The organism is Pectobacterium odoriferum (genome assembly GCF_009931295.1).
Taxonomy (GTDB): Bacteria; Pseudomonadota; Gammaproteobacteria; order Enterobacterales; family Enterobacteriaceae; genus Pectobacterium; species Pectobacterium odoriferum.
On sequence record NZ_CP034938.1, the window covers coordinates 1,378,709 to 1,405,381 of the forward strand.

Below are 26,673 nucleotides of genomic sequence, written 5' to 3' on the forward strand. Positions count from 1 at the left end.
CAGGATAAAAAGGTTATCTTTTTATCTCTTCATGACCAATTTAAAGAAATTATTTACTCTTTATTTCTGGTTTTTGGGGAATATTTTCCATTTGCCGGGCTGAGGGATGCTTACCCAAAAAACATGGCGATGGCGGCTGCCAGCGCAACGAGGGCCATTAAAGCGAACGCCATATTGATGGCACTAATGATAAAAGGGAATGCGATCACGGCGATACCGAGCATGGCTGCGCTCATGCTTGGTCTGGTGGATTCACGGCGAGCGAAGCCGAAAACAGCGAAAATTATCGCAAGGCAACCTAATACGGATGTTGCTGCAATCACTAACCGCTCTTCATTGAATGAAGATTGCTGTGGTGGTGTGGGGGCAACTTTTCCCATTAATCTATCCAACGTGGTATCACGGATGGAAACAATCTTCTCTGCTATTCGTTCTTCAATCGGTACTTCAGGTGTCAGTGGTCCAGTCCAAAAATAGGATACGGCAACGACTAATCCGATTGCGCCCAAAATCATACCTATCATACTGAATTTATTATTTTTATCTTTTGTCATCGTTTCGCCACTCCTGGTTGGCATAAAATATATCACTGGCTGATACATAATGAATTGTAGAAATCAGTCTGCCAGTTTGTCGTATCACCTTTCGTGAAAGGCAATTAAATTCGATACTATACAATTTGTTATGTTTTTTCATTATCGAATGGTGATGTGGTTTGCTGATGTTGTCAGCGAATATTGAAGGCAATTTGGGGCGGGAAGAATATTGCTTTTTTCTCTTAATGGGGGAAAGTAGGGAAAAGTTTTCCATGAGGTAGCGCTATGCTGGATAAAATTGATCGCACACTGCTGAATATGTTGCAACAGGATTGCACGCTTTCGCTACAGACGCTGGCCGAGGCGGTTAATCTGACATCTACACCATGCTGGAAACGACTGAAGCGTCTGGAAGAGGAAGGGATCATCCGGGCTCGGGTAGCGCTGTTGGATAATGAACGTCTTGGGTTAGGGCTGACGGCGTTTGTCTTATTGAAGACGCAGCAGCACAACCGTGACTGGTATCAGACCTTCACCCGCGTAGTGTCTGACATGCCGGAGGTGCTGGCTTTCTATCGCATGGCTGGTGAGTACGACTACCTGATGCAAGTTCAGGTTGCTGATATGAAAAGCTATGATGACTTCTATAAGCGGTTGGTGAATGGTATTCCTGGGCTGGTCGATGTAACATCTAGTTTTGCTATGGAACGAATCAAACATACCACGGCATTGCCCTTATCCCTGTGATTCATCGTATATCCGTCTTTTGTATAATCACCTTTCTGAGTCTGTCATGACCCGTCTGGCTATTGGAATGAAAACCGCGTGAGACTGTTTGCTCAACTGAGTTGGTATTTTCGCCGCGAATGGCGGCGCTATCTGGGGGCTATTGCGCTATTGATTGCAATTGCCATTCTGCAATTGTTACCCCCTAAACTGGTCGGCGTGATTGTCGATGGTGTGACGCAGCACGGCATGTCGATGGCCGAAATGATGAAGTGGATTGGCGTGATGCTGCTGACTGCCGTCATGGTCTATCTGCTGCGCTATGTGTGGCGCGTGTTCCTGTTTGGTGCGTCATACCAGTTGGCGGTTGAGCTACGAGAGGATTTTTACCGTCAACTGAGTCGCCAGCATCCGGCGTTTTACCAACGTCACCGTACTGGCGATCTGATGGCGCGAGCGACTAACGATGTCGATCGCGTGGTCTTTGCCGCCGGAGAAGGCGTGTTGACGCTGGTCGATTCAATGGTGATGGGCTGCGCCGTGCTGGTTGTCATGTGTACGCAAATTAGTTGGGAACTGACCCTGCTGGCGCTGCTTCCGATGCCGGTCATGGCGATTTTCATCAAACGCTACGGCACCCAACTGCATAACCGCTTTAAATCCGCACAGGCGGCGTTTTCCTCGCTTAACGATCAGGCGCAGGAAGGTTTGACCAGCATTCGGATGATTAAAGCCTTTGGGCTGGAAAACTATCAGTCCGCGCGTTTTGCGCAGGTTGCGGCGGATGCCGGCGCCAAAAATATGCACGTCGCTCGCGTTGATGCCCGCTTCGATCCCACTATTTATATTGCCGTCGGGCTTTCGAATTTGCTGGCGATTGGCGGCGGCAGTTGGATGGTGATTAACGGTTCGCTGACGTTAGGTTTGTTGACCAGCTTCGTCATGTATCTGGGGTTGATGATCTGGCCAATGCTGGCGCTGGCCTGGATGTTTAATATTGTTGAGCGTGGTAGCGCGGCATATAGCCGAATTCGACAACTGCTTGCGGAAGATCTCGTGGTGAAAGACGGTGAGGAATCCTTGCCTGCCGAGCGGGGCGTGCTGGACGTGAACATCTCCGCGTTTCGCTACCCGGATAATACTCGTGATGCTTTACAACATATTCAGTTTACGCTGGCACCGGGTAATATGCTGGGGTTATGTGGGCCGACAGGATCGGGGAAAAGTACGCTGCTGGCGTTGATATTGCGTCATTTCGATACCCAATCGGGAGAGATTCGTTATCACGATCGCCCATTGAACGCCATTCGATTGGATGAACTGCGAAGCCGTTTTGCCGTTGTGGGGCAAATGCCCTTTTTGTTTTCCGATACGGTGGCACGAAACATCGCACTGGGTCGGCCTGATGCTACCCAACAAGAGATTGAACAGGCGGCACGGCTTGCCAGCGTTCATGACGACATTCTGCGTTTGCCTCAGGGTTACCAGACTGAAGTCGGAGAGCGCGGCGTGATGTTATCAGGCGGTCAAAAACAGCGGATCGCGATTGCCCGTGCTTTATTGCTGGATGCTGAAATTCTGGTGCTGGATGATGCGCTGTCTGCGGTTGATGGGCGAACGGAGCACCAGATTTTACAGAATCTTAAAACGTGGGGCGAAAAACGGACGCTGATCATCAGCGCACATCGCCTGTCAGCGCTAACCGAAGCGAATGAAATCGTGGTGTTGCAGCAAGGACAAACGGTGCAGCGTGGCACACACCGGACGCTGGCGGCACAACCTGGCTGGTATCGGGATATGTACCGTTATCAACAGCTGGAGGCGGCGCTGGATGATGTGCCGCAGTTGGAAGGAACGAAAAATGAATAGCCCTCAACAGTTTTGGCCAACCCTGAAACGTCTCCTGGCCTATGGTTCACCCTGGCGAAAACCGCTCCTACAGGGCATCCTGATGCTGTGGATTGCCGCAATCGCTGAAGTCTCAGGCCCCGTGTTGGTGAGCTATTTTATTGACGACTTGGTAGCAAAAGGCCAGTTTCCGCTGGCGATTGCGGCTGGCTTGGCAATGGCCTATATCCTGCTGCAAATTCTGGCGGCCTCGCTGCACTATTTTCAGACGCTGCTGTTTAATCGGGTCGCGGTCGGTGTCGTTCAGCAACTGCGTATTGATGTGATGGACGCGGCGTTGCGCCAGCCACTGAGTACATTTGATACGCAACCTGTTGGGCAACTGATTTCACGCGTCACCAATGACACTGAGGTGGTAAAAGACCTGTACGTCATGGTGGTGTCAACGGTATTACGTAGTGCGGCGCTGGTTGGGGCGATGCTGGTGGCGATGTTCAGCCTGAACTGGGAGATGGCGCTGGTTGCACTGATGATTTTCCCTGCGGTCGCGACGGTCATGGTGCTGTACCATCGTTTTAGTACGCCGATTGTGCGCAAGGTGCGGAGCTATCTGGCCGACATTAATGATGGTTTCAACGAAGTGATTAATGGTATGGGCGTCATTCAGCAGTTTCGCCAGCAGGCTCGCTTTGGCAAAAAATTGGGTGCCGCCAGCCATGAGCATTATGAAGCGCGGATGAAGGCCTTGCGTCTGGAAGGTTTCCTGTTGCGGCCGCTGCTGAGCCTGTTTGCCGCGATGGTGCTGTGTGGCTTGTTAATCCAATTCGGTTTCAGCTCAATTGGGTCGGTGGGCGTTGGGGTCTTGTACGCGTTTATCAACTATTTGGGCCGTCTGAATGAACCATTGATTGAACTGACAACCCAGCAATCCATGTTGCAGCAGGCGGTCGTCGCCGGTGAACGTATCTTTGAACTGATGGATGGCAAAAAGCAGTGCTACGGCGATGACGAGCGTCCTCTGGCGACTGGGCGCGTCGATATTGATGAGGTTTCTTTCTCATATGGTACAGAAAAACGCGTGCTACAGAATATTTCTCTGACGATCCCGGAGCGTGGGTTCGTCGCGCTGGTTGGGCATACCGGCAGTGGGAAAAGTACGCTAGCCAGTTTGCTTATGGGGTATTACGCGCCGGATGAGGGCGAGATTCGGCTTGATGGCCGCTCGCTGTCGACGCTCTCTCATGCGGTGTTGCGCCAAAATGTGGCAATGGTGCAACAGGATCCGGTTGTGCTGGCGGAATCCATGTTTGTGAATGTGACGCTGGGGCGCGATATCAGCGAAGAGGCCGTCTGGCGCGTGTTGGAAGTGGTACAGCTTGCCGAGCTGGTTCGGGCTTTCCCTGAAGGATTGCATACGCGTATTGGTGAGCAGGGGAATAACCTGTCTACCGGACAAAAGCAGCTGTTGGCGATCGCACGGGTACTGGTGCAAACGCCTAAGATCCTGATTCTCGATGAAGCGACGGCGAATATTGATTCAGGTACAGAGCAGGCGGTGCAAAAGGCGCTACGCATTATCAGGGAACAGACGACCTTGATTATCATCGCCCATCGGCTTTCCACTATCGTTGAGGCCGACACGATTATGGTGCTCCATCATGGGCAAACCGTTGAACGGGGTACACATGATCAACTGCTGCAACAGCAGGGGCGCTATTATCAAATGTATCAGTTGCAACTTGCCGGAGAGGATCTTGCAGCCATTAGCACTGAGCCTTGCCCTGCGCACTGAGACTTACCTGAGATAGTATCCCGGTCTGCACCGCCTTGTGTGGTGCAGACTGACAGTCTATTCATGGCTTCGCACCATCAATAAGCATCGTGATTCTGGTTTCCCCCGAGTTGCACTAAAAACACTCTTCATGCACTACGCTGGTGCAATTCTTGCCCGAATCTTCCTGGATTTCTTTCCCATACTGTTTTTTTTTGCCCTTTCTTATCGTTAATCGCGTTCTCTTTCCTGATTTATGCCAGATAAATCATTTATGGCACACCCTTTGCTTTAGTCATGACGTAGACCTACTTCATAGAGCATGTAATCGAACAAGTGACGGGCGAAAGCCTGAATGTAATGGCTAGGGGGAAGATAAATGAAACTGGTTACTGTGGTGATAAAACCATTCAAGCTGGAAGATGTACGTGAAGCGTTATCTTCTGTCGGCATCCAGGGACTCACCGTCACTGAGGTGAAAGGATTTGGTCGTCAGAAAGGGCACGCGGAGCTATATCGCGGCGCGGAGTACAGCGTTAACTTTTTACCCAAAGTAAAAATTGATATCGCAATTGCAGACGATCAACTGGATGAAGTGATCGATGTCATCAGCAAAGCCGCGTACACCGGAAAAATTGGTGACGGCAAAATTTTTGTCGCCGAGTTGCAAAGAGTTATCCGTATTCGTACGGGTGAAACTGACGAAGCCGCACTTTAACAACACCTAGCGTAGATACGTAAATAGGGATGGATGAAAATGAAAAAACTACTCTCTTCATTAGGTCTCGGTGTGGCGGCATTACTCCCGTCCTGGGCAATGGCTGCGACACCGACGATTGATAAAGCGGACAACGCTTTTATTATGATTTGTACCGCATTGGTACTCTTTATGACTATACCGGGCATCGCACTGTTTTACGGCGGCCTGATTCGTTCTAAGAACGTTCTGTCCATGATGACGCAGGTGAGCGTAACGTTCGCGATGGTTTGTATCTTGTGGGTCGTTTACGGATATAGCCTGGCCTTCAGCGAAGGTAACGCCTTCTTCGGTGGTTTCAGCACCTTTATGCTGAAAGGCATCGGGATTGAATCTATCAGTGGCACCTTCTATCAGTTCGTACACGTGGCTTATCAGGCTTCCTTTGCCTGCATCACCGTCGCGCTGATTGTCGGTGCGATTGCTGAGCGTATTCGTTTCTCTGCGGTGCTGATCTTCGTTGCGCTGTGGCTGACGTTCTCCTACCTGCCGATGACGCACATGGTATGGGGCGGTGGCTATCTGGCTGCGGATGGCGCGCTGGACTTCGCTGGTGGTACGGTGGTTCACATCAACGCCGCAGTTGCTGGGTTGGTGGGGGCTTACCTGCTGGGCAAACGTGCTGGTTTTGGCAAAGAAGCCTTCAAACCGCATAACCTGCCGATGGTATTTATCGGTACGGCGATTCTGTACATCGGCTGGTTTGGTTTCAATGCCGGTTCAGCAGGTGCTGCGAACGGTATTGCCGCTCTGGCTTTCCTGAACACCGTTGTCGCGACTGCTGCTGCGATTCTGGCATGGGTTGGCGGTGAGTGGATGGTCCGCGGTAAGCCTTCTCTGCTGGGCGCATGCTCTGGTTGTATCGCCGGTCTGGTGGCAATCACGCCAGCAGCGGGTACGGTTGGCGTGGGTGGCGCACTGATCATCGGTCTAGCTGGTGGCATTGCAGGCCTGTGGGGCGTAACGGTACTGAAAAGATGGCTGCGTGTGGATGACCCGTGTGATGTCTTCGGTGTTCACGGCGTGTGCGGTATCGTTGGCTGCATCCTGACTGGCGTATTTACTTCGGCATCACTGGGTGGTACTGGCTATGCAGAAGGTGTGACGATGGCACACCAGATTTGGGTGCAGCTGTTCAGCGTGATTGTTTGTCTGGTGTGGTCTGGCGTGGTGGCATTTGTCGCCTTCAAGATCGCGGATATGGTTGTCGGCCTGCGTGTACCTGAAGATCAAGAGCGCGAAGGTCTGGACGTCAACAGCCATGGCGAGAGCGCTTACAACCAATAAGAACGCTTAAATTAGTCAGTGAGATGGCTTAATACAAGTAGACAGGCGTGGAGGAGACTCCACGCCTGTTTTATTATCAGTCTTAACCCCCCAGATGAGGTGGTCTTTTACGTTACGACGCTGCCGCAAGGTTTACGGCTGGCGGCGACGTATGACGCCTTCCTGCACGCTGGATGCAACCAGCACACCTTCCCGAGTATAGAATTGCCCACGAACGAAACCACGAGCACCGGATGCAGACGTGCTTTCTACGGTATATAACAGCCAGTCATCCAGCCGGAAATCACGGTGGAACCACATCGAGTGATCGATGGTAGCGACCTGCATGCCCGGCTCCAAAAAGCCAACGCCGTGAGGCTGCAAAGCTGTGAGTAGGAAATTGCAGTCAGACGTATAGCCGAGCAAATATTGGTGAATGCGCTTATCGTCCGGCAGCGGGCTGCTGGCACGGCACCAGACGTGTCGCACCGGCTCGTCTACTTCGCCTTTTAGTGGGTTATGGAATTTAACTGGGCGCATCTCAATCGGGCTGGCCTGAATAAATTTATCGCGAAAGCGGGGCGGCAGAAGGTGCTGCATGTCTTGTGCGATTTCCTGCTCGGATTTCAGTTCCTCTGGCTGTGCGACGTTTGGCATCACATTCTGGTGCTCAAACCCTTCTTCATGACTTTGAAATGAGGCCGTCATATAAAAAATAGGGCGACCATTCTGGATAGCCCTAACGCGTCTGGCGCTGAAGCTGTTGCCGTCGCGCAGGTTTTCAACGTCATAAATAATGGGTTTCTGGCTATCGCCGGGTAGCAAAAAGTAGCTGTGGAAAGAGTGAATGTTGCGCTCAACGGGGACAGTCTGTTTGGCAGCCGACATGGCTTGGCCGACGACTTGCCCGCCAAAGACCTGGCGCAGCCCCAAATCATCGCTTTGTCCGCGAAATAGCCCTTCTTCGAGCTTCTCTAAATGCAGGAGGTCGAGAAGATGTTGTAGTGATTGACTCATGGTATCGGCCCCAATGTATGCGAATGGCTAGTTATCTGTTTGTTTTGTAATGTGTAAAATGTCTGATTGTGACTTTTTACTGCAATAAATGTGTGGATTTCAGGAAAATATCAGAATATTGCACCATCATTATTGTGTTGGTTGAATCATACTATTTATGAGTGCCGGTTTTCGATACCGGTAGTCTGACAATAATAAAGGAGACTGACCGAATGAAATTATGGCATATCTTAGGCGGTATCACGTTATCGATGACTCTGGCTGCATGTGCACAGAGGAGTGATTATGGCGTTTCTCCTCAAACTGGCGCACCTGTCACCAGTGTTTCCTCACAGCGCCCGGCTGTCGCGATGCCAGCGGTAACCGGTACGGTGAATATTCGTCAGCGCATTGCGCTACCTCACAACGCCGTTTTGACCGTTACCGTGTCTGATGCATCGCTGGCGGATGCGCCTTCAAAAGTGATTACCCAGCGTGTGACGCGTACAGAAGGGAAGCAGGCACCTTTCCAATTCGAGCTACCGTATAACCCGGCTGATATCCAGCCCAACGCGCGTATCTTACTCAGTGCTGCGATTGCAATCGATAATCGTATCGTAATGGTGACGGAAAACGTCTTGCCGGTTATTAGCAACGGGGTGAATAACGCCGATTTGGTGCTGGTTCCTGTCGCCTCTGTCCCCTTACCAGCGAAAAATCAGGGATCAATGATGTCTAATCCGACGAATCAGACTCCTCATATGCTTCAGGGGCAACCTGCTTCGTCATCTGTGGCTCCGCAACCAGTCTGGTAACTCATCTGGATACGCGCCGCTATGGCGCGTATTGCCAGCGATATTTCGCAAGATCAATTTTTCCCTGACGATTGAAAATGATGCCCTCCGCCTGTAGCGCTGACTTCTGGCGTACATAGTCTCCACCGACCAGCGATATTTCCCCTTTACGATTGATTACCCGATGCCAGGGGAGTTTGCTGTCTTTCGGCAGACGTTTTAATACCCCGCCAACTTGTCGGGATGCCCTGGGTGAATCGGCAAGCTGTGCGATGTCGCCATAGGTTGCTATTTTTCCATAAGGAATCGCTGCGACGATTTGAAAAACGCGCTGGCGGAAATTATCGTTTTCTTCTGACATCAGCGGATATTCCTGCTGTTCCTAAACCGATTGAACATCATAGTGGCACAGTGGGGTGGGTAAGAAAACAACGGTTAGTCTGTGTTAGCTTGCAATTGCCTATCCCATCGCCGATAATGCCCACCGCTTTGTGACATGTTGCGATTATCATGTGCAAGCCGTTATAAAGTCGTCAATGGAGGCCCTGTCGGTTCTCCCGCAACACTAACCTGTGGATTCGGTCAGGTCCGGAAGGAAGCAGCCGCAGCAGGAGACGTGTGTGCCGGGATGTAGCTGGCAGGGCCTCCACCATTTCTGCCGTCGTTAGCGGCCTTCATCGTCAGGCTGGTCTTCATCTTCTGCACGTAAACAACATTTTCTGCCAAACCCGTTTTCTGATCTGACATTCATAAACGCTGAACCGCCATTCTTTGCTCGATAGGTGTCATTTTTCGATCGCTGCTGCTTCGAGAGGATGACTGTGCATCTTTACTTGGCGAGTAATAATTGCGGTAATTATTACATCCTCTATTTTCATCACGGGATATACCATTCGTGGATGCTATCAATGCGATTGTTATAAACGATGAATTTTGAGGAAATAAGCGTGAGAGGTGAGGGTGAATTCATTTTTACTTAATATAAAAAATACAATTTGTTACAAGTCTTACGCAATTAATACGTTAAAAAGATAATAAAAACAAAGGCCGATAATATTATCGGCGCAGTGTATTTAATGTCAGTTTTTGTATGCGTTTCGTTAGGAATTAACGGACGTATCGCCATACTGCGGTAGGAACTTTGTCGTAGAGTTTGTTCATTGTCAGTTCAGCCAGACGATGATCGGCTGCGGAAAAGAACATCTCCAGTTCATCATTAGAGAGTTCATACTTGTTTTTTTCAATAACGCGTTCGAGAGTGTCAATGGTTGTGCATTTACGCAAACGCATCAAATAGTCGATTTTTTTCATAATGGCCTATGCAAACAGTACCTGGTGGTTAAAAAATATAAATAAATTATTGCTTAAGTTTTAGCAGGCGTACAGACGTTCTCCCCTGAGAACATTCCGAATAATTTTGCTTTGGACTTCTGCCAACGCCGCAGTTCAGCATCATTAATTCCATAGTTGCTAAACAAGACGTAAGTATCATCCAAATACTTTTCAACCTGCTCTGAAAGCTCACTTTCGTTAGGGTATTTTATTTTAAATGTGAGAATAAACGTAGCGATATGCTCAATAAGTTCATTTAATTGGAGATTGATCGCAGATGTTGGATCATTGACCCAGCCGTGACTGCTATCACCTAACGTTGCTATGCTTTCGTCACACAGATTCTCACATAAGAATCTGAGTTGGGCAATATCATAATGTTTTGGTGTGTACTCATCCATATCAATCCCTCCGTTAAGCCGTTATTCAGTGTTACTGCGGTTAACACCTGGTAAACAGGTAGACTGATGAAGCTTACAAGATAAAACGTTAACGTTGTTTCGTATTCATGCTGTCACAAGCAATGCGTTGAACCATTGTGATTTTTTCAGCAATGAATGAGATAACAAAGATTTTTCACCTCCTACTATCTACTATGTCGCGAAATAGGGCTGGCGTAAATACCAACATATCATGACTTAACCTTAAGTATAGTTCTACCAAGTTGGCTACGATTACGTCATTCTATATATGACTATAGCAAAAGCGTGCGTAAAATTCGCGGATAATAGATAAGGTTTTCATTGCTATCTATACCCTAAATAATTCGAGTTTCAGGAAGGCGGCAAACGAAGGAATCCCGATGAGCTTACTCAGGTAAGTGATTCGGGTGACTGAATGCAGCCAACGCATATGAAACTTGAAGTATGACGGGTATATTTTGATTAAATCTCGGTTTTTTTGTTGTAACAACGAACATAGAATAAACTCGGCTGCGGCTTATTTAATTATTTCTATCTGAAAATATGAGAAATGACAGAAGGAATGCGAAGGGATTGTTCTGTTGATAAGGCTGATTGATGCTCGTTATCCTATTGTTTCAGAAGTTTTTTCATGCAAATCATCCCGTACAGTCTGGTTAGCGCCATAACACAGGCTGTATCGGGATGTGGTCGAGAAAGATTAACCTTTTTTCTTTTTTCCGCCTTGCACGGCCTTAAAGCGCGGGTTGGATTTGCATATAACGTAAACTCGCCCGCGACGGCGGACCACAATACAATCCTTATGACGATTCTTTGCTGAACGTAGTGAACTAAGCACCTGCATTTTATAGCCCTCTCTGATTACTTGAAGAAGTTGCCAAAGCGCTGCTGGAAGCGCGCAGTGCTGCCTTCTTTGGAATATTCTTTTTGCTTCCCGGTATAATAGGGATGCGATGCCGAAGAAACGTCAACGGTGACGTAAGGGTAGCTGGTACCCTCTAGTTCAATGGTACGATCGGTTTTAATCGTTGACCCTGTTTTGTAATAGACATCCGCGCTGGTGTCATGGAATACCACCGTGCGATAGTCAGGATGAATACCTGCTTTCATTGTTGCCTCATTTGTTATGTTATAACATACCCATTATGTTGCGCTTTTTTGACATCAGGATCAACCATTATGTTGTTGTGAGGCCGTAGCATTCTCTACGCCACTATAGAGGTGGATAAAGATGCAAACGGCACTGTGCACGTTTTTGATAAGGGTTAGCTGGGAAAGAAGGGCTGGAAAGTAAAAAAGGCCGCTAGGCGGCCTTTTAAGGGATATTGGAGGGTATTCGGTCTTAGTGTGCTGTTGTGTCGTCGACTTTCTTACCGAAACGACGGCGGACAACAACAAAGAACACCGGAACGAAGAAGATGGCCAGCACGGTTGCTGTAATCATCCCGCCCATTACGCCAGTACCAACGGCGTTTTGTGCACCGGAACCCGCACCACTACTGATTACCAACGGCATTACACCGAGGATAAAAGCAAGTGATGTCATCAGGATTGGACGCAAACGCATACGAACGGCATCGAGCGTTGCTTCTATCAGTCCTTTCCCTTCTTTTTCCATCAGGTCTTTAGCAAATTCGACAATCAATATGGCGTTCTTCGCCGATAACCCTATGGTTGTCAGCAGGCCCACCTTAAAGTAAACGTCGTTTTCAAGACCTGTCATATTCGCCGCAATTAACGCACCGATGATCCCCAATGGAACAACCAGCATGACGGAGAACGGTATTGACCAGCTTTCATAAAGCGCTGCCAGACACAGGAACACGACAATCAGTGAAATGGCATAGATTGCGGGTGCCTGGTTGCCTGATAATCGCTCTTGATAGGACATACCCGTCCATTCGTAGCCGATACCTTGCGGTAATTGGGTCACGAAATTTTCCATCAATGCCATGGCCTCACCGGTACTCTTACCTGGCGCGGCTTCACCTTGGAGCTGCATGGATGGTTGGCCGTTATAACGTTCCAGACGCGGTGAACCGTATTCCCAGTGGCTCTGCGTGAAGGCAGAGAATGGCACCATTTGTCCGTTGCTACCGCGGATGTACCAGTTTTTGATGTCATCCGGCAGCATACGGAAAGGCGCATCGGCTTGAACGTAAACTTTCTTCACGCGACCGCGATCGATGAAGTCATTCACATAAGAACCACCCAGCGTGGTTGCCAATGTTGAACTGATATCCGACAGTGACACACCAAGCGCCTGTGCTTTTTCCTGATCGATATCGAGACGGAACTGCGGTGTATCTTCCATCCCGTTAGGACGAACTTGCACCAGCGTATCAGGACGTTGTGCCGCCATGCCCAGCAGTTGGTTACGTGCTTCCGTTAGTTTTGCATGCCCAAGGTTAGCCTGGTCAATCAACTGGAAGTCAAAACCTGTTGCTGTACCCAGTTCGATAATCGCAGGAAGGTTGACTGCGAAAACCATAGCTTCTTTATACTGGCTAAAGGCCGCGTTTGCTCTTGCTGCAATCGCCAGAACTTTATTTTCTTTGCCGCTTCGTTCACTCCAGTCATTTAGACTAGCGAAAGCCAGACCGGCATTCTGCCCACGACCAGAGAACCCGAAGCCCGTCACGGTAAACACCGACTTGACGTTAGCTTTCTCATTTTCGAGATAGTATTGCGTCATTCTGTCCATGATTTTCTGGGTGTTTTCCTGCGTCGCACCCGAAGGCAACTGAACGATGTTCAGCAGAACCCCCTGATCTTCGTCCGGCAGGAAAGAGGTCGGCAAGCGTAAGAACAGCAGCGCCAAGCCCACAACAATCAACAGATAGATGACCAGATAACGACCCGTACTGCGTAGGATATTTGCCACGCTATTGGTGTAGTGACTCGTGCTTTTCTCGAACAGTCTGTTGAACCAGCCGAAGAAGCCTTTCTTCTCACTGTGATCGCCTTTGGCGATCGGTTTTAACAGCGTTGCACAAAGCGCTGGCGTCAAAATCAATGCAACCAGAACAGACAGGACCATCGCAGAAACGATTGTGATGGAGAACTGGCGGTAGATTGCCCCTGTGGAACCACCGGTAAACGCCATTGGGACGAATACCGCGGACAGAACCAGAGCAATACCGACCAATGCACCTTGGATCTGCTCCATCGAACGTTTTGTTGCTTCTTTAGGCGGTAGACCTTCTTCCGCCATGACACGTTCCACGTTTTCCACGACGACAATGGCGTCATCCACCAGAAGCCCGATGGCGAGAACCATTGCGAACATCGTCAAGGTGTTAATGGAATAACCAAACGCAGAGAGGATAGCAAACGTTCCCAGCAAGACGACTGGCACCGCGATGGTTGGGATCAGCGTGGCACGGAAGTTCTGTAAGAACAGATACATCACCAGGAATACCAATACGATGGCTTCCACCAGCGTTTTCACGACTTCGTTGATCGAGATCTTAACGAAGGGTGTTGTATCGTACGGGTAAACCACTTTCAGGCCAGAAGGGAAGAACTCTTCCAATTTGGTCAGTGAGTTTTTTACTGCGGTTGCGGTATCCAGCGCGTTTGCGCCCGTTGCCAGTTTGATACCGATACCGGCAGCGGGTTTACCATTAAAACGCGCTATAACGTCATAGCTTTCTGCGCCTAGCTCAACGCGGGCGACGTCTTTAAGACGAACCTGAGAGCCATCCGCGTTAACTTTCAGCAGTATTTTAGAAAATTCCTCTGCTGAATTCAGTCGGGTTTGCGCAATGATCGAGGCGTTCAACTGCTGGCCCGGAACGGGTGGAGCCCCCCCAGTTGTCCTGCCGCGATCTGATTGTTTTGGACCCTGATCGCCGCAGTGACATCACCTGCGGTTAACTGATAGTTGTTCAGTTTGTTCGGATCCAGCCAGATACGCATTGCATACTGGGCACCAAACAGCTGTGCGTCACCTACGCCGGATGTACGGCTTATGGGATCTTTAACGTTAGCAGCCACGTAGTCAGCGATATCTTCCTGTGACATTTTGCCGTCTTCACTGATGAAGGCGGCAACCATGAGGAAGCTACTGCTTGATTTCTGAACGTTAACCCCTTGCTGCTGTACTTCCTGCGGCAGCAGCGGCATGGCCAGTTGCAGTTTGTTCTGCACCTGAACCTGCGCGATGTCCGGATCGGTACCCGCGTCAAACGTCAGCGTAATCTGAACCGTACCTGAGGAGTCGCTGCTTGATGACATGTACATCAGGTTATCGATACCGTTCATATTCTGTTCGATAACCTGCGTCACGGAATCTTGCAGCGTTGATGCATCGGCCCCCGGATAATTTGCTGTTACTTCAATCGCGGGTGGTGCGATCGTTGGATACTGGGCAATCGGTAATTTAACAATTGCCAGCAACCCCGTCAGCATCACCATGATGGCGAGCACCCATGCAAAAATGGGTCGATCTATAAAAAACTTAGCCATGAATTGTACCGGCTCCTGTTAGAACGTCTTAAGACTTCGCGGGTTCTGCTGACGCTTGTTGCGCCTGCTGATTTTCTGGAGCGACTTCTTTCGTTTTCACCTGCGCACCGGGCCTGATTTTTTGCAGACCAGTGACAATAACGCGATCGCCCGCTTTCAAGCCTTCGGTAACCAACCACTTGTCACCAATTGCCTTACTGGTTTTAAGCGTACGAGGTTCTACTTTATCGCCTTCTCCAACCACCATCGCCGTGGCCTGACCACGCGGATCGCGGGTGACACCCTGCTGCGGCACTAATAAGGCTGTTGGGTTAACGCCGGAATCAAGATGGGCGCGTACGAACATACCAGGGAGAAGATTGTGCTGTGGGTTCGGGAAAATAGCGCGCAGTGTGATGGAGCCAGTAGTTTCATCTACCGTAACATCAGAGAATTCCAATGTACCTGCCTCGGCATATTCCATACCGTTTTCCAACAGCAGGCGGACATTGGCTTTGCCTTCGCTTTGTTTCAGCGTGCCGTTTTCCAGTTCTTTTTTCAGTTGCAGGAAATCGTTACTGGACTGCGTGACATCAACATAGATCGGATCAAGCTGCTGCACGGTTGTTAATGCTGTTGCTTGTCCGGTTGACACCAATGCGCCTTCCGTCACCGTGGATTTACCCACGCGGCCTTCGATTGGCGAATTGACTTTGGTGTAAGCCAGATTGATTTGTGCCGTATCAACAGCCGCTTTAGCAGCCTGAACCGCAGCATCAGCCTGACGAGAGGTGGCAACAGCCTGATCGTAATCTTGCTTGCTGACGTAGTTGGTGCCCAAAAGTGGTTTGTAGCGGTTAACTGTCAGGCGGGCAATTTCTGCCTGAGCCTGTGCCTGAGCGAGTGAGCCTTTGGCGCTATTGTAGCTTGCCTGGTATGTCGCAGGATCGATTTGATACAGCGATGCGCCAGCTTTAATGTCAGACCCTTCAACGAAGTTGCGTTTGAGGATAATACCGCCAACCTGTGGGCGAACCTCGGCAATGCGGTAAGCATTTGTACGACCAGGCAGCTCGGTCATGACATTCAGTGCTTCCGTTTTTAACGTCACAATACCCACTTCAGGCATCTGCTGCTGTGCGCCGCCTTGCTGATTATTGCCGCTATCACATCCTGCGAGCATTAAGCCGCCAGAAAGCATCAGAACTGCCGCCAGAGGCGTTAGCCCTCTGTTTTTGTTCATAGATAAACCTCAAGTGTCCGATTTGAAATTGACCAATGGATCACAAGCTTAAAAACCCATTGCTGCTATAGTCTTATGTTCATGCTATGTTACATACATTCTCGAATGTATGTAAATCACGCTTTCCTTCAAATACAGCGATATGGCACGAAAAACCAAATTATTATGGCACGAAAAACCAAAAAACAGGCTCAGGAAACCCGACAACATATACTGGATACTGCGTTAAGAGTCTTCTCTGAGCATGGTGTGTCCGCGACTTCATTGTCTGACATTGCGACTGCTGCCGGTGTGACACGGGGTGCTATTTATTGGCATTTTAAGAACAAAGCCGAAATCTTTGATGAGATCTGGGCTCTGGCAGAGTCAAAAATCAGTGAGTTTGAAATAGAGTATCAGACAAAATTCCCTGATAATCCACTCTGCGTGATGCGTGAATTATTGATTTATATGCTGCGTTTAACCGTTAGTGATACGCATTGGCGATCTATTATGGAGATCGCTTTTCACAAATGTGAGTTTGTCGGTGAAATGTTGCAATCGTACAATGCGCGCAAAGAGCTCTATCTCTCCTGCTATGTCGATATTGAAGAAAACCTGATTAAGTGCATTCGAGTGGGGATGTTGCCGACGGACATTTATCCCCGTCGTGCGGCGATCGCGCTGCGTGCCTATTTTTCTGGCGTGATGGAAAACTGGCTATTTATGCCGGAAAGTTTCGATCTCGATCAGGAAGCCCCAGCGCTGGTGGATGCCTTTATCGATATGCTGCATTTTAGCCCGGCGCTACGTAAACCCGCTGAATAAGCCGTTGAACGACGGCGCTAACACTCGTTGCCTTTAAGCATCTGAGTTATTTTTACCTTAGGTGGAGGATTTAGCGTCACGGTCTTTTTGTGAGAGTTTTTTCTCAAAATCGGTACGTACAATCTCCAGGGCGGCCAGCGCGATACGCGGTTCGATTTGGTTTTCTTCCAGCAACATAATCAAATCTATCGCCAGATTGACCTCGGGTGGAGCGTTTTCAAGTGACATGAATCAGTTCCTCATTTCATGGTGACGCCGCCGCGCTACAATCCTTGCTCACGGCGTTCAATTTGACGTTCCAGGCGTGCCAGCGCCTGACGGCAGCGTGACAGCCGTCCTTCCAGCGCCGCCAGCTCTTTTTGTAGCCGCTGTTGCTCGCTGAATTGCGTCTGCGTGATGAGCAGGCTTTCTCTATCCTGAATCATAGAAAGCAGGCGGCGTTCATAATCCTGATGTTCCGCGAGCTTGTGATACAGATCTTCCGGCTGTGGTGCGTTACTTTGCTCCTGCCTGCGTAATGACTGCGTTGCCAGCTCACGCTGCAATGCAGCTATCTGGCTGACCAGCTTTTCAGCCAGAAACGCCACGCGATCGGTGCGCTGCTCTGCAACTAACTGCTTTATCGCCTGTAAATTTTGTTCAACTTCGGCGCGATAATCACGTAGCCGGGTGCCATAGCTGCTAAAAAGCTGACGATCAAAGCGTGATTGCGGCACGGCTTTATCCGCCAGTGGCTCAAGCTCTTTCGCTAGCGTGTTAATTTGTTGTTCAAGTGCTTGCAGCAATTGATGCGTGTTCACTTTTTTCCCTTACGGTCAGGCCTAAGATTCCGCGAGCTAGCTTCGCGTGGTGTGTCGGCGCGTGGTATATATCGGCATCGTTAGTCTACGTCGCTTTACTACACTGCATGAGGATATCTTAACTAATCCATCGGGCAAGGTGGTGATAAAGTGTGGTGGACATTGTCGCAGACAAAACATAGTTGTAGTGAACAAAGCAGAAAGGTGAATATGTATCGCGTGTTGCTGATGATATTGGGGTGGGTTTCCGTTGTGCTGGCAACGTTGGGTGTCGTGTTGCCTTTATTACCGACGACGCCTTTCTTGCTACTGGCCGCCTGGTGTTTTGCCCGTTCGTCCCCGCGTTTCCATGACTGGCTACTGTACCGCTCCTGGTTTGGCAGCTATCTGCGTCATTGGCAGCAACATCGGGCGTTGCCGCCGGGGGCAAAATGGAAGGCTGTCACTATGATTCTGTTAACGTTCGCGCTTTCGCTCTGGCTGGTTAAGCTCGTCTGGGTCAGGATCTTGCTGTTGGTCATTTTGGCTATTTTGCTGACCTTCATGCTTCGTTTACCCGTGATTGATCCAGGACAACAAATGCAAGGCGCGGATCCGAAAAGATAGCGTAAGCGGCGGCCTCTGTGACGGGAATACAAAAAATACGCACCCAGAGTGCGGACAGTTGCATTTATCCGTCACTTTGACTAGATTTGACCGTTTTCGTGCGCGGGTCGCCATTTTCCTCTTTGTCATAATGCCTCTTCATCACGTCATGCGATGATGGAAGTCTTGTGGCGACCGGCATTGGTATGTTCAGAACGTTTTATCAGGCACAACTATGATGACCGTAACAGCGCAGCAGGCAGAGTTAATTAAAAACAGTATCAAAAGCATCCCCGATTATCCGAAGCCGGGCATACTGTTCCGTGATGTCACCAGCCTGCTGGAAGATCCTGTGGCCTATGCGGCCAGTATTGAGATGCTGGCAAACCGTTACCGCAACACCGGTGTGACGAAGGTTGTCGGTACTGAAGCGCGTGGTTTCCTGTTTGGCGCCCCAGTTGCGTTGGCGCTGGGCGTAGGTTTTGTTCCTGTGCGTAAACCGGGCAAGCTGCCACGTCCGACTATCAGTGAAAGCTATGAACTGGAATACGGTTCAGATACGCTGGAAATTCATGAAGATGCAATCTCCGCGGGTGATAATGTGCTGGTGATCGACGATCTGCTGGCAACCGGTGGTACGCTCGAAGCCACGGTGAAATTGATCCGTCGTCTGGGTGGCTCGGTCAATGATGCCGCTTTTATCATCAATTTGTTCGATCTGGGTGGCGAGCAACGCCTGACCGAGATGGGTATCACCTGCTATAGCCTGGTTGACTTCCCCGGACATTAATCATAACAGTCTCGCCGATAGCGGCGTGGCTGTGTTAGCATGATCGCCTCAATAACTCGACTGTTGCGGTATTGATGAGCTATCAGGTTCTTGCCCGTAAGTGGCGTCCCCAAACCTTTACCCAAGTTGTCGGTCAGGAACATGTCCTGACCGCGTTGGCTAACGGCCTTTCCCTAGGCAGAATCCATCACGCTTATTTGTTTTCTGGCACCCGTGGCGTCGGAAAGACGTCGATTGCCCGTTTGCTGGCAAAAGGGCTGAATTGCGAACAGGGTGTGACGGCAACGCCGTGTGGCCAGTGTGACAATTGCCGCGAAATCGAACAGGGCCGTTTTGTCGATTTAATCGAAATTGATGCCGCGTCTCGCACTAAAGTCGAAGACACGCGCGATTTGCTAGATAATGTGCAGTACGCCCCTGCGCGTGGGCGATTCAAGGTGTACCTGATTGACGAAGTACACATGCTATCGCGCCACAGCTTTAATGCGCTGCTGAAAACGCTGGAAGAACCGCCTCCGCACGTCAAATTCTTGCTGGCGACTACCGATCCGCAAAAACTGCCTGTGACCATTCTGTCACGCTGCCTGCAATTTCACCTCAAAGCGCTGGATGTCGAACAGATTCGCGCGCATCTGGAACAGGTATTACAGGCAGAAAACCTCGTGAGTGAACCTCGTGCGCTGCAGCTTCTGGCGCGTGCTGCCGATGGGAGCTTGCGTGATGCGCTGAGTCTGACCGATCAGGCCATTGCCATGGGGCAAGGGCAGGTCACGACTGTTTCAGTTAGCCAAATGTTGGGCACGCTGGACGATGAGCAACCGCTGGCACTCATTGAAGCACTGGCGAAAGGCGATGGGGCACAGGTCATGTCGCTGTTAGACCAGGTCGCGGCACGGGGAGTGGACTGGGAATCGCTGCTAGTGGAAACCCAGACGCTGTTACATCGTATTGCGATGGTCCAACTGCTGCCTGCTGCGTTGAGTGATGATTACGCCGCAGTTGAAGCGCGTATGCGAGATTTGGCGCGAGCACTGCCGCCCGCAGAGGTGCAGCTTTACTACCAGACGATGCTCATTGGTCGCAAAGAACTGCCTTTTGCACCCGATCGCCGGATGGGCGTTGAAATGACGCTACTGAGAGCGCTGGCGTTTCATCCCAGCCAGATTATCGCCGAGCCTGTAGCGACAGTGAGCGCTGCGCCGGCTCAGGCTACGCGTGCGCCTTCTATTCAGTCTCCTGTGCAGCAGCCCGTTGCGGCGGTATCGGCGACGGTTCGTGCGCTAGTGCCGCAAAATACAGCATCTCCTGAAGACATGCCGCCGTCATCTTACTCTCCCGAGCCGCCGATGGATGCCTCTGCCTATGCGCCGCCGTTAGGGGACGCGCCTGCTTCAGCGGAGCAGCATGATGAGAGCGAATTGCCTGATGCGACTGCTCAGTTATTACAGGCGCGTAGTCAGCTCTTACGAAAACAGGGGAGTACGCCACCAAAAAAGGCTGAACCGGCAGCGTCTGACAACACGCGGCCGGCAACCTCAGCGCTGGAGCGATTGGCTTCGGTGACTGAGCGCAGCATTCAACGGCAAAACGCGAAAACGTCTCCCTCCGAGCCCAAAAAGCCGGAAGCGTATCGTTGGCGGGCGCAGAATAAAGTCGAAGAAGAGAAGGTCGACGTAGCAACGCCAAAAGCGCTGCGTTCGGCATTAGAACACGAAAAAACGCCGGAACTGGTGGTTCGGCTGGCGGAAGAGTCACTGGAGCGAGATGCGTGGGCGGCGGAAATCCATCGCCTGACGCTACCAAAGCTGGTACAACAGCTGGCACTCAATGCGTTTAAAGAGAGCGAAGAGGCAGGCAAGATTCATCTGCATCTGCGTTCATCCCAGCGACATCTGAATTCGCCTGCGGCGCAAAAGACGCTGGCGGACGCATTGACGGCTCACTACGGACATCCTGTAGAATTACTGATTACTGAAGACGATAACCCAGCGGTGCGGACGCCGCTGGAGTGGCGTCAGGCTATATATGAAGAGAAGCTGGCGCAGGCGCGTCAGTCAATTCTGGCCGATACAACGATTCAAACGCTGCGGCGTTTCTTTGATGCGGAACTGGACGAAGAAAGTATCCGCCCTGTTTAACCGCTGCGAGTGTGCAGCCCGACGTGATAGAGAGAAAACTATGTTTGGTAAAGGTGGAATTGGCAACCTGATGAAGCAAGCCCAGCAGATGCAGGAAAAAATGCAGCAGATGCAGGAAGAAGTGGCGAATCTGGAAGTCACGGGCGAATCGGGTGCAGGCCTGGTGAAAATCACGATCAATGGTGCGCATAACTGCCGCCGTGTTGAGATCGATCCAAGCCTAATGGAAGACGACAAAGAGATGCTGGAAGACCTGATCGCTGCGGCGTTCAACGATGCCGCTCGTCGTATTGCTGAAACGCAAAAAGAGAAAATGGCGTCTGTTTCCAGCGGTATGCAACTGCCGCCGGGCTTCAAGATGCCGTTCTGATGCAGACCAGTCCGCTTCTTGAATCATTGATGGAAGCGCTGCGCTGCCTGCCGGGCGTTGGGCCCAAGTCGGCGCAGCGCATGGCGTTTCAACTCCTGCAACGTAACCGCAGTGGCGGTATGCGTCTGGCGCAGGCGTTGACGCGGGCGATGTCCGAAATCGGTCACTGTAGCGATTGCCGGACATTCACCGAGCAGGACGTTTGTGCGATTTGCTCGAACCCGCGCCGCCAACAAAACGGGCAGATTTGCGTGGTAGAAAGCCCGGCTGATATTCATGCCATTGAACAGACGGGGCAGTTTGCCGGTCGGTACTTTGTACTGATGGGGCATTTGTCGCCGCTGGATGGCATTGGCCCGGACGATATCGGTTTGGGGCGGCTGGAAGAGCGCCTGCAAGTGGAATCGATAAGCGAAGTGATCTTGGCTACCAACCCGACGGTAGAAGGCGATGCTACGGCAAACTATATCGCGGAACTGTGCGCGCAGCACGGCGTGATGGCCAGCCGCATTGCACATGGCGTTCCCGTTGGCGGTGAGCTGGAAATGGTCGATGGCACCACGCTTTCCCATTCGCTCGCGGGTCGTCAGCCTTTCCGGTTTTAATCTGTCGGCTGCCAGCATCATTATCTGGCAGCCGCAGTCTTGTTTTTCTCTTTCATCTCACCGTTTTCTTTTTTCGCTGAAATTTACCCCTTGAAATCCCCTCGGTTTATCCCCACTTGCTACTTATCGTCAGTTTAATCAGCCTGAATAATATTAGGATTGAGGTAAGCAATAATGAGTATGAAAGGCCAAGAAACTCGCGGGTTCCAGTCCGAAGTTAAGCAACTCTTGCATTTGATGATCCATTCGCTTTATTCCAACAAAGAAATTTTTCTGCGTGAATTGATCTCCAACGCCTCCGATGCGGCAGACAAGCTACGTTTCCGCGCGCTGTCCACACCAGAGCTGTATGCGGGTGATGGCGATCTGCGCGTGCGTGTGTCTACGGATAAAGAAAAACGCACCCTGACGATTTCTGACAACGGTATCGGCATGAGCCGTGACGAAGTCATTGATAATCTCGGTACGATTGCGAAATCCGGCACCAAAGCCTTTCTGGAATCTATGGGTTCCGATCAGGTTAAAGATAGCCAACTGATTGGCCAGTTCGGTGTGGGCTTCTACTCTGCCTTCATCGTGGCGGATAAAGTGACCGTGCGTACCCGTGCCGCGGGAGCGAGTGCCGATCAGGGCGTGTACTGGGAATCTGCTGGGGAAGGGGATTATACCATCGCCGACATCACCAAAGATGATCGCGGTACGGAAATCACCCTGCATCTGCGTGAAGGTGAAGACGAATTCCTGGATGACTGGCGTGTGCGTTCCGTCATCAGCAAATATTCCGACCACATCGCGCTGCCGGTAGAAATCCAATCCCAGACAGAAAGCGAAGAAGAAGGCGGTGAGTCCACCGTTAGCTGGGAAAAAATTAACAAAGCACAGGCTCTGTGGACGCGCAGTAAATCTGAAGTCAGCGATGAGGAATATAACGAGTTTTATAAGCACATATCCCATGACTTTACCGATCCACTGAGCTGGAGCCACAATCGTGTGGAAGGGAAGCAGGAATACACGAGTCTGCTTTATATCCCTGCCCGTGCACCGTGGGATATGTGGAACCGCGATCATAAACACGGTTTGAAACTGTACGTTCAGCGTGTCTTTATTATGGATGATGCCGAGCAGTTCATGCCGAACTACCTGCGTTTTGTTCGTGGCCTGATTGATTCCAACGATCTGCCGCTGAACGTTTCCCGTGAGATTTTGCAGGACAGCCGTGTGACGCAGAACCTGCGTAATGCGCTGACTAAACGTGTGCTGCAAATGCTGGATAAACTGGCGAAAGATGACGCGGAGAAATACCAAACGTTCTGGCAACAGTTCGGTCTGGTGCTGAAAGAAGGCCCAGCGGAGGACGGCAGCAACCGCGAAGCGATCGCGAAACTGCTGCGCTTTGCCACTACGCAATCCGACAGCTCCGCACAGACGGTATCGCTGGAGGATTACGTTAGCCGGATGGTGGAAGGTCAGGACAAGATCTACTACATCACCGCAGACAGCTATGCGGCGGCGAAGAGCAGCCCACATCTGGAACTGTTCCGTAAGAAAGGCATCGAAGTATTGCTGTTGTCCGAGCGCATTGACGAATGGATGATGAGCTACCTGACCGAGTTCGACGGTAAATCCTTCCAGTCGGTCAGTAAAGCAGATGACACGTTAGACAAATTGGCTGATGAAGAAAACGATGCGCAGAAAGAAGCACAGAAAGCGCTGGAGCCATTTGTTGATCGTGTGAAAAACCTGTTGGGCGAGCGCGTTAAGGATGTGCGTTTCACCTACCGTTTGACCGATACGCCTGCTATTGTCGTAACGGATGCTGACGAGATGAGCACGCAGATGGCGAAACTGTTCGCCGCAGCGGGCCAACAGGCTCCGGAAGTGAAGTACATTTTTGAACTGAACCCGGAGCACACGCTAATTAAACGTGCGGCTGACGTTTCTGATGAAGCCGAGTTTGGCGAGTGGGTTGAACTGCTGCTGGATCAGGCTCTGCTGGCCGAACGCGGTACGCTGGACGATCCGAACCTGTTCATCCGCCGTATGAATCAGCTGTTAAGTGCCTGATAGTGATATCCTCCAGACCCCGGTGCCAACCGGGGTCTTTCCCCTGACTTTTACGCTTCCTTCCGCTATTGGGTGTTTCTTCGTCTACACTGAATGGCAACATTGGGAAGACGGCAAACCGTATTTTTAGGTATCTGGCTTTTTTTCATCTGCCTGCGCGTTGCTGAAGCGAGCCCGTTCCTTGAGCATAAGCGTCTGGAATGGTATGGTTTAGCGTTTTTCAAATTTATTTTATAAATATTACATAGCAAGGGGATTTACGCGATGCGTATTATTCTGCTGGGCGCTCCGGGCGCAGGCAAAGGTACTCAGGCTCAATTCATCATGGAGAAATACGGTATTCCGCAGATTTCCACGGGTGACATGCTGCGTGCAGCGGTAAAAGCGGGTACTGAATTGGGCAAGCAGGCTAAAGAAATCATGGACGCAGGTAAGCTGGTCACTGATGAGTTGGTCATTGCTCTGGTTAAAGAGCGCATCGCCCAGGAGGATTGCCGTAACGGTTTTCTGCTGGATGGTTTCCCACGCACCATTCCACAAGCTGATGCGATGAAAGATGCAGGCATCAATGTGGATTACGTTATCGAATTTGCTGTTCCTGATGAACTGATCATCGATCGTATCATTGGCCGTCGCGTTCATGCGGCGTCCGGTCGTGTCTATCATGTAAAATTCAATCCGCCTAAAGTTGAAGGCAAAGACGACGTGACGGGCGAAGATCTGACTATTCGTAAAGACGATCAGGAAGATACCGTGCGTAAGCGTCTGGTTGAGTACCATCAGCAAACTGCACCACTGGTTTCTTACTATCAGAAAGAAGCTGACGCGGGTAACACGCGCTATTTCAAAGTAGAAGGCACGCGTAAAGTGGAAGAAGTTCGCGCAGAACTGGAAACCATTCTGGGCTAATTTTTCTACACGAATCATATCCAAACATCTGAATGCCAGACGACCATCTGGCATTTTTTCGTTCTGAAATCCTCGTTTGCTTTGTTTCCTCTATTGATAGCATCGGCGTTATCCCTGCTATCTACCCGTATTTGTTTAGCTTTTTTTCGCTACAATAGACCCGTCATACTTCAAGCTGCATGTTCGTTGGCAATACTCGGCTCACTTCTGAGCCTCGCCCGAAGGGCCGCCGCAAGCGGCGTTCAAATTGGCTAAGCCAATTTGTCCTTGCTCACCCCAGTCACTTACTTGAGTAAGCTCCTGGGGATTCGTGCGGTTGCCGCCTGCCTGCAACTCGAATTATTTAGGGTATAGACATTTGATGTTACGCACTGGCGGGCTGAGAGAAAGCCTGCTTCTCCATAAAAGGAAGACGGCGATGAAACAAGAGAAATACGGCGTGCTGATGGTGAACTTAGGGACACCCGATGCCCCGACGCCGCAGGCGGTGAGGCGTTATCTGGCGGAGTTTCTCAGCGACCGGCGCGTGGTGGACACACCGCGTCTGCTATGGTGGCCGCTGCTGCGCGGTATCATCCTGCCAACACGCTCACCGCGAGTGGCGAAGCTCTATCAATCGGTCTGGATGGAAGAGGGATCGCCGCTGTTGGTGATTAGCCGTCGGCAGCAGCAGGCACTGGCTGCACGTATGCCGGAAACGCCTGTTGAACTGGGGATGAGCTATGGTTCGCCCAGTCTGCGTTCGGCGCTGGATAAGCTACTGGCGCAAGGCGTAACGCAACTGGTGGTCTTGCCGATGTATCCGCAGTATTCCTGCTCAACAACAGCAGCCGTGTGGGATGGGTTAGCGGCGCAACTGCGTGATAATCGTCAGTTGCCTGCGATTCGCTTTATCCGTGATTACGCCGAACATCCTGCTTATATTGCGGCGTTGAAGCACCGTGTTGAGCAGTCTTTTGCTGAACACGGTGAACCAGACAGATTAGTGATTTCCTATCACGGCATTCCCGAGCGGTATGCCAATGAAGGGGATGACTATCCACAACGCTGTCGGGCGACTACAGAGGCGCTGATTGCCGCGCTGGGGCTGCCGGAAGGCAAAATAATGATGACCTTCCAGTCGCGTTTTGGCCGTGAACCTTGGCTGACGCCATATACGGATGAAACCATGCAGGGGCTGCCCGCGCAGGGCATCAAGCACATTCAGATTATGTGCCCCGGTTTTTCCGCTGACTGTCTGGAAACGTTGGAAGAGATTCAGGAACAGAACCGTGAAATTTTCCTGCACGCAGGCGGAGAGGCATTCCACTATATTCCAGCGCTCAATGACGATCCGCTGCACATTGATCTGCTGGAACAGTTAGTGAGCAAAGCAGAGTAGGGGCAAGACAGTTTTTGTCTGGCGATGCTTGAAGGTATACTATGCAACGCAAAAAATGGCGGGCATTTATTTGCCCGCCATTTT

Annotated in this window: 25 protein-coding genes, 1 other RNA gene and 1 pseudogene; 16 read left to right on the top strand and 11 right to left on the bottom strand. The window is 50.7% G+C overall.

From position 1 onward, the window contains the following. Positions 1-110 precede the first annotated feature (110 nt). Positions 111-554 (bottom strand): hypothetical protein, encoded by a 444-nt coding sequence (locus EO763_RS06070; RefSeq protein WP_039490505.1) that lies wholly within the window; start codon positions 552-554, stop codon positions 111-113. A 267-nt stretch (positions 555-821) separates the two neighbouring features. Between EO763_RS06070 and EO763_RS06075 the strand changes: the two genes are divergently transcribed. From EO763_RS06075 to amtB, 5 genes are all read left to right on the top strand, one after another. Continuing rightward, entirely contained in the window at positions 822-1,283 is a 462-nt protein-coding gene (locus tag EO763_RS06075) for an Lrp/AsnC family transcriptional regulator (protein ID WP_010282169.1), read from the top strand. A gap of 78 nt (positions 1,284-1,361) precedes the next feature. Continuing rightward, positions 1,362-3,131, top strand: a complete 1,770-nt coding sequence (locus tag EO763_RS06080; protein ID WP_161528406.1) for a SmdA family multidrug ABC transporter permease/ATP-binding protein — start codon at positions 1,362-1,364, stop codon at positions 3,129-3,131. Further along, the gene (locus EO763_RS06085) at positions 3,124-4,902 is read left to right on the top strand and encodes a SmdB family multidrug efflux ABC transporter permease/ATP-binding protein (protein ID WP_161528407.1); all 1,779 of its coding nucleotides are present in this window, start codon (positions 3,124-3,126) and stop codon (positions 4,900-4,902) included. The genes EO763_RS06080 and EO763_RS06085 overlap by 8 nt, the downstream gene beginning before the upstream one ends. 358 nt (positions 4,903-5,260) lie before the next feature. After that, a complete protein-coding gene (gene glnK / locus EO763_RS06090) occupies positions 5,261-5,599 on the top strand; it encodes a P-II family nitrogen regulator (protein WP_002208627.1) in 339 nt (112 codons plus the stop codon). Positions 5,600-5,638: 39 nt separating this feature from the next. After that, positions 5,639-6,925: an ammonium transporter AmtB gene (gene amtB / locus EO763_RS06095; protein ID WP_039490511.1), complete on the top strand. Its 1,287-nt coding sequence runs from the start codon at positions 5,639-5,641 to the stop codon at positions 6,923-6,925. 132 nt (positions 6,926-7,057) lie between these two features. Here amtB and tesB read toward each other — a convergent pair whose 3' ends face one another. Continuing rightward, positions 7,058-7,921 carry an acyl-CoA thioesterase II gene (gene tesB, locus EO763_RS06100; RefSeq protein ID WP_010303014.1) on the bottom strand — a complete coding sequence of 288 codons (864 nt, stop codon included), beginning with the start codon at positions 7,919-7,921 and terminating at the stop codon, positions 7,058-7,060. Positions 7,922-8,133: 212 nt separating this feature from the next. Between tesB and EO763_RS06105 the strand changes: the two genes are divergently transcribed. Next, on the top strand, positions 8,134-8,715 hold the full coding sequence (locus tag EO763_RS06105) for a YbaY family lipoprotein (protein ID WP_039490514.1): 582 nt from the start codon (positions 8,134-8,136) through the stop codon (positions 8,713-8,715). Between the two features lie 19 nt (positions 8,716-8,734). Here EO763_RS06105 and EO763_RS06110 read toward each other — a convergent pair whose 3' ends face one another. Then, positions 8,735-9,055, bottom strand: coding sequence for an MGMT family protein (locus EO763_RS06110; RefSeq protein ID WP_015839360.1), 321 nt, complete (start codon positions 9,053-9,055; stop codon positions 8,735-8,737). Between the two features lie 185 nt (positions 9,056-9,240). Here EO763_RS06110 and ffs point away from each other — a divergent pair. After that, positions 9,241-9,337: signal recognition particle sRNA small type (gene ffs, locus EO763_RS06115), an RNA gene on the top strand. A 464-nt stretch (positions 9,338-9,801) separates the two neighbouring features. On the opposite strand, the gene EO763_RS06120 is transcribed toward ffs, so the two are convergent. The 6 genes and pseudogenes from EO763_RS06120 to EO763_RS06145 form a co-directional block, all read right to left on the bottom strand. Continuing rightward, a complete protein-coding gene (locus EO763_RS06120; protein ID WP_005976087.1) occupies positions 9,802-10,005 on the bottom strand; it encodes an HHA domain-containing protein in 204 nt (67 codons plus the stop codon). A gap of 53 nt (positions 10,006-10,058) precedes the next feature. After that, positions 10,059-10,427, bottom strand: a complete 369-nt coding sequence (gene tomB / locus EO763_RS06125) for an Hha toxicity modulator TomB (RefSeq protein ID WP_005976089.1) — start codon at positions 10,425-10,427, stop codon at positions 10,059-10,061. Between the two features lie 721 nt (positions 10,428-11,148). Beyond that, complete coding sequence (gene ykgO, locus EO763_RS06130; RefSeq protein WP_005976091.1) at positions 11,149-11,292, bottom strand: type B 50S ribosomal protein L36; 144 nt, start codon at positions 11,290-11,292, stop codon at positions 11,149-11,151. Between the two features lie 17 nt (positions 11,293-11,309). Then, positions 11,310-11,558 (bottom strand): type B 50S ribosomal protein L31, encoded by a 249-nt coding sequence (locus tag EO763_RS06135; protein ID WP_039506474.1) that lies wholly within the window; start codon positions 11,556-11,558, stop codon positions 11,310-11,312. 232 nt (positions 11,559-11,790) lie between these two features. Continuing rightward, positions 11,791-14,918: pseudogene (locus EO763_RS06140) on the bottom strand (efflux RND transporter permease subunit). A gap of 28 nt (positions 14,919-14,946) precedes the next feature. Further along, complete coding sequence (locus tag EO763_RS06145; RefSeq protein WP_161528408.1) at positions 14,947-16,140, bottom strand: efflux RND transporter periplasmic adaptor subunit; 1,194 nt, start codon at positions 16,138-16,140, stop codon at positions 14,947-14,949. Between the two features lie 165 nt (positions 16,141-16,305). On the opposite strand from EO763_RS06145, the gene acrR reads away from it, so the two are divergent. Further along, positions 16,306-16,947, top strand: coding sequence for a multidrug efflux transporter transcriptional repressor AcrR (gene acrR, locus EO763_RS06150; protein WP_161528409.1), 642 nt, complete (start codon positions 16,306-16,308; stop codon positions 16,945-16,947). A 57-nt stretch (positions 16,948-17,004) separates the two neighbouring features. On the opposite strand, the gene rsmS is transcribed toward acrR, so the two are convergent. Then, on the bottom strand, positions 17,005-17,175 hold the full coding sequence (gene rsmS, locus EO763_RS06155) for a pleiotropic regulatory protein RsmS (RefSeq protein ID WP_072014096.1): 171 nt from the start codon (positions 17,173-17,175) through the stop codon (positions 17,005-17,007). A 35-nt stretch (positions 17,176-17,210) separates the two neighbouring features. Continuing rightward, positions 17,211-17,747 carry a primosomal replication protein PriC gene (gene priC / locus EO763_RS06160; protein ID WP_161528410.1) on the bottom strand — a complete coding sequence of 179 codons (537 nt, stop codon included), beginning with the start codon at positions 17,745-17,747 and terminating at the stop codon, positions 17,211-17,213. A 210-nt stretch (positions 17,748-17,957) separates the two neighbouring features. Between priC and EO763_RS06165 the strand changes: the two genes are divergently transcribed. From EO763_RS06165 to hemH, 8 genes are all read left to right on the top strand, one after another. Continuing rightward, the gene (locus EO763_RS06165) at positions 17,958-18,353 is read left to right on the top strand and encodes a DUF454 family protein (RefSeq protein WP_161528411.1); all 396 of its coding nucleotides are present in this window, start codon (positions 17,958-17,960) and stop codon (positions 18,351-18,353) included. 217 nt (positions 18,354-18,570) lie between these two features. Then, a complete protein-coding gene (apt, locus tag EO763_RS06170; protein ID WP_161530349.1) occupies positions 18,571-19,122 on the top strand; it encodes an adenine phosphoribosyltransferase in 552 nt (183 codons plus the stop codon). 74 nt (positions 19,123-19,196) lie between these two features. Next, positions 19,197-21,260, top strand: coding sequence for a DNA polymerase III subunit gamma/tau (gene dnaX, locus EO763_RS06175; RefSeq protein WP_161528412.1), 2,064 nt, complete (start codon positions 19,197-19,199; stop codon positions 21,258-21,260). 40 nt (positions 21,261-21,300) lie between these two features. Beyond that, the gene (locus tag EO763_RS06180) at positions 21,301-21,630 is read left to right on the top strand and encodes a YbaB/EbfC family nucleoid-associated protein (RefSeq protein ID WP_005976112.1); all 330 of its coding nucleotides are present in this window, start codon (positions 21,301-21,303) and stop codon (positions 21,628-21,630) included. Further along, a complete protein-coding gene (recR, locus tag EO763_RS06185; protein WP_014914551.1) occupies positions 21,630-22,235 on the top strand; it encodes a recombination mediator RecR in 606 nt (201 codons plus the stop codon). Before EO763_RS06180 ends, recR begins: the two co-directional genes overlap by 1 nt. 180 nt (positions 22,236-22,415) lie before the next feature. Beyond that, entirely contained in the window at positions 22,416-24,299 is a 1,884-nt protein-coding gene (htpG, locus tag EO763_RS06190) for a molecular chaperone HtpG (RefSeq protein WP_180829749.1), read from the top strand. A gap of 264 nt (positions 24,300-24,563) precedes the next feature. Beyond that, positions 24,564-25,208, top strand: a complete 645-nt coding sequence (gene adk, locus EO763_RS06195; protein WP_010303043.1) for an adenylate kinase — start codon at positions 24,564-24,566, stop codon at positions 25,206-25,208. Positions 25,209-25,626: 418 nt separating this feature from the next. After that, on the top strand, positions 25,627-26,589 hold the full coding sequence (gene hemH, locus EO763_RS06200) for a ferrochelatase (RefSeq protein WP_107332486.1): 963 nt from the start codon (positions 25,627-25,629) through the stop codon (positions 26,587-26,589). Positions 26,590-26,673 lie beyond the last annotated feature (84 nt).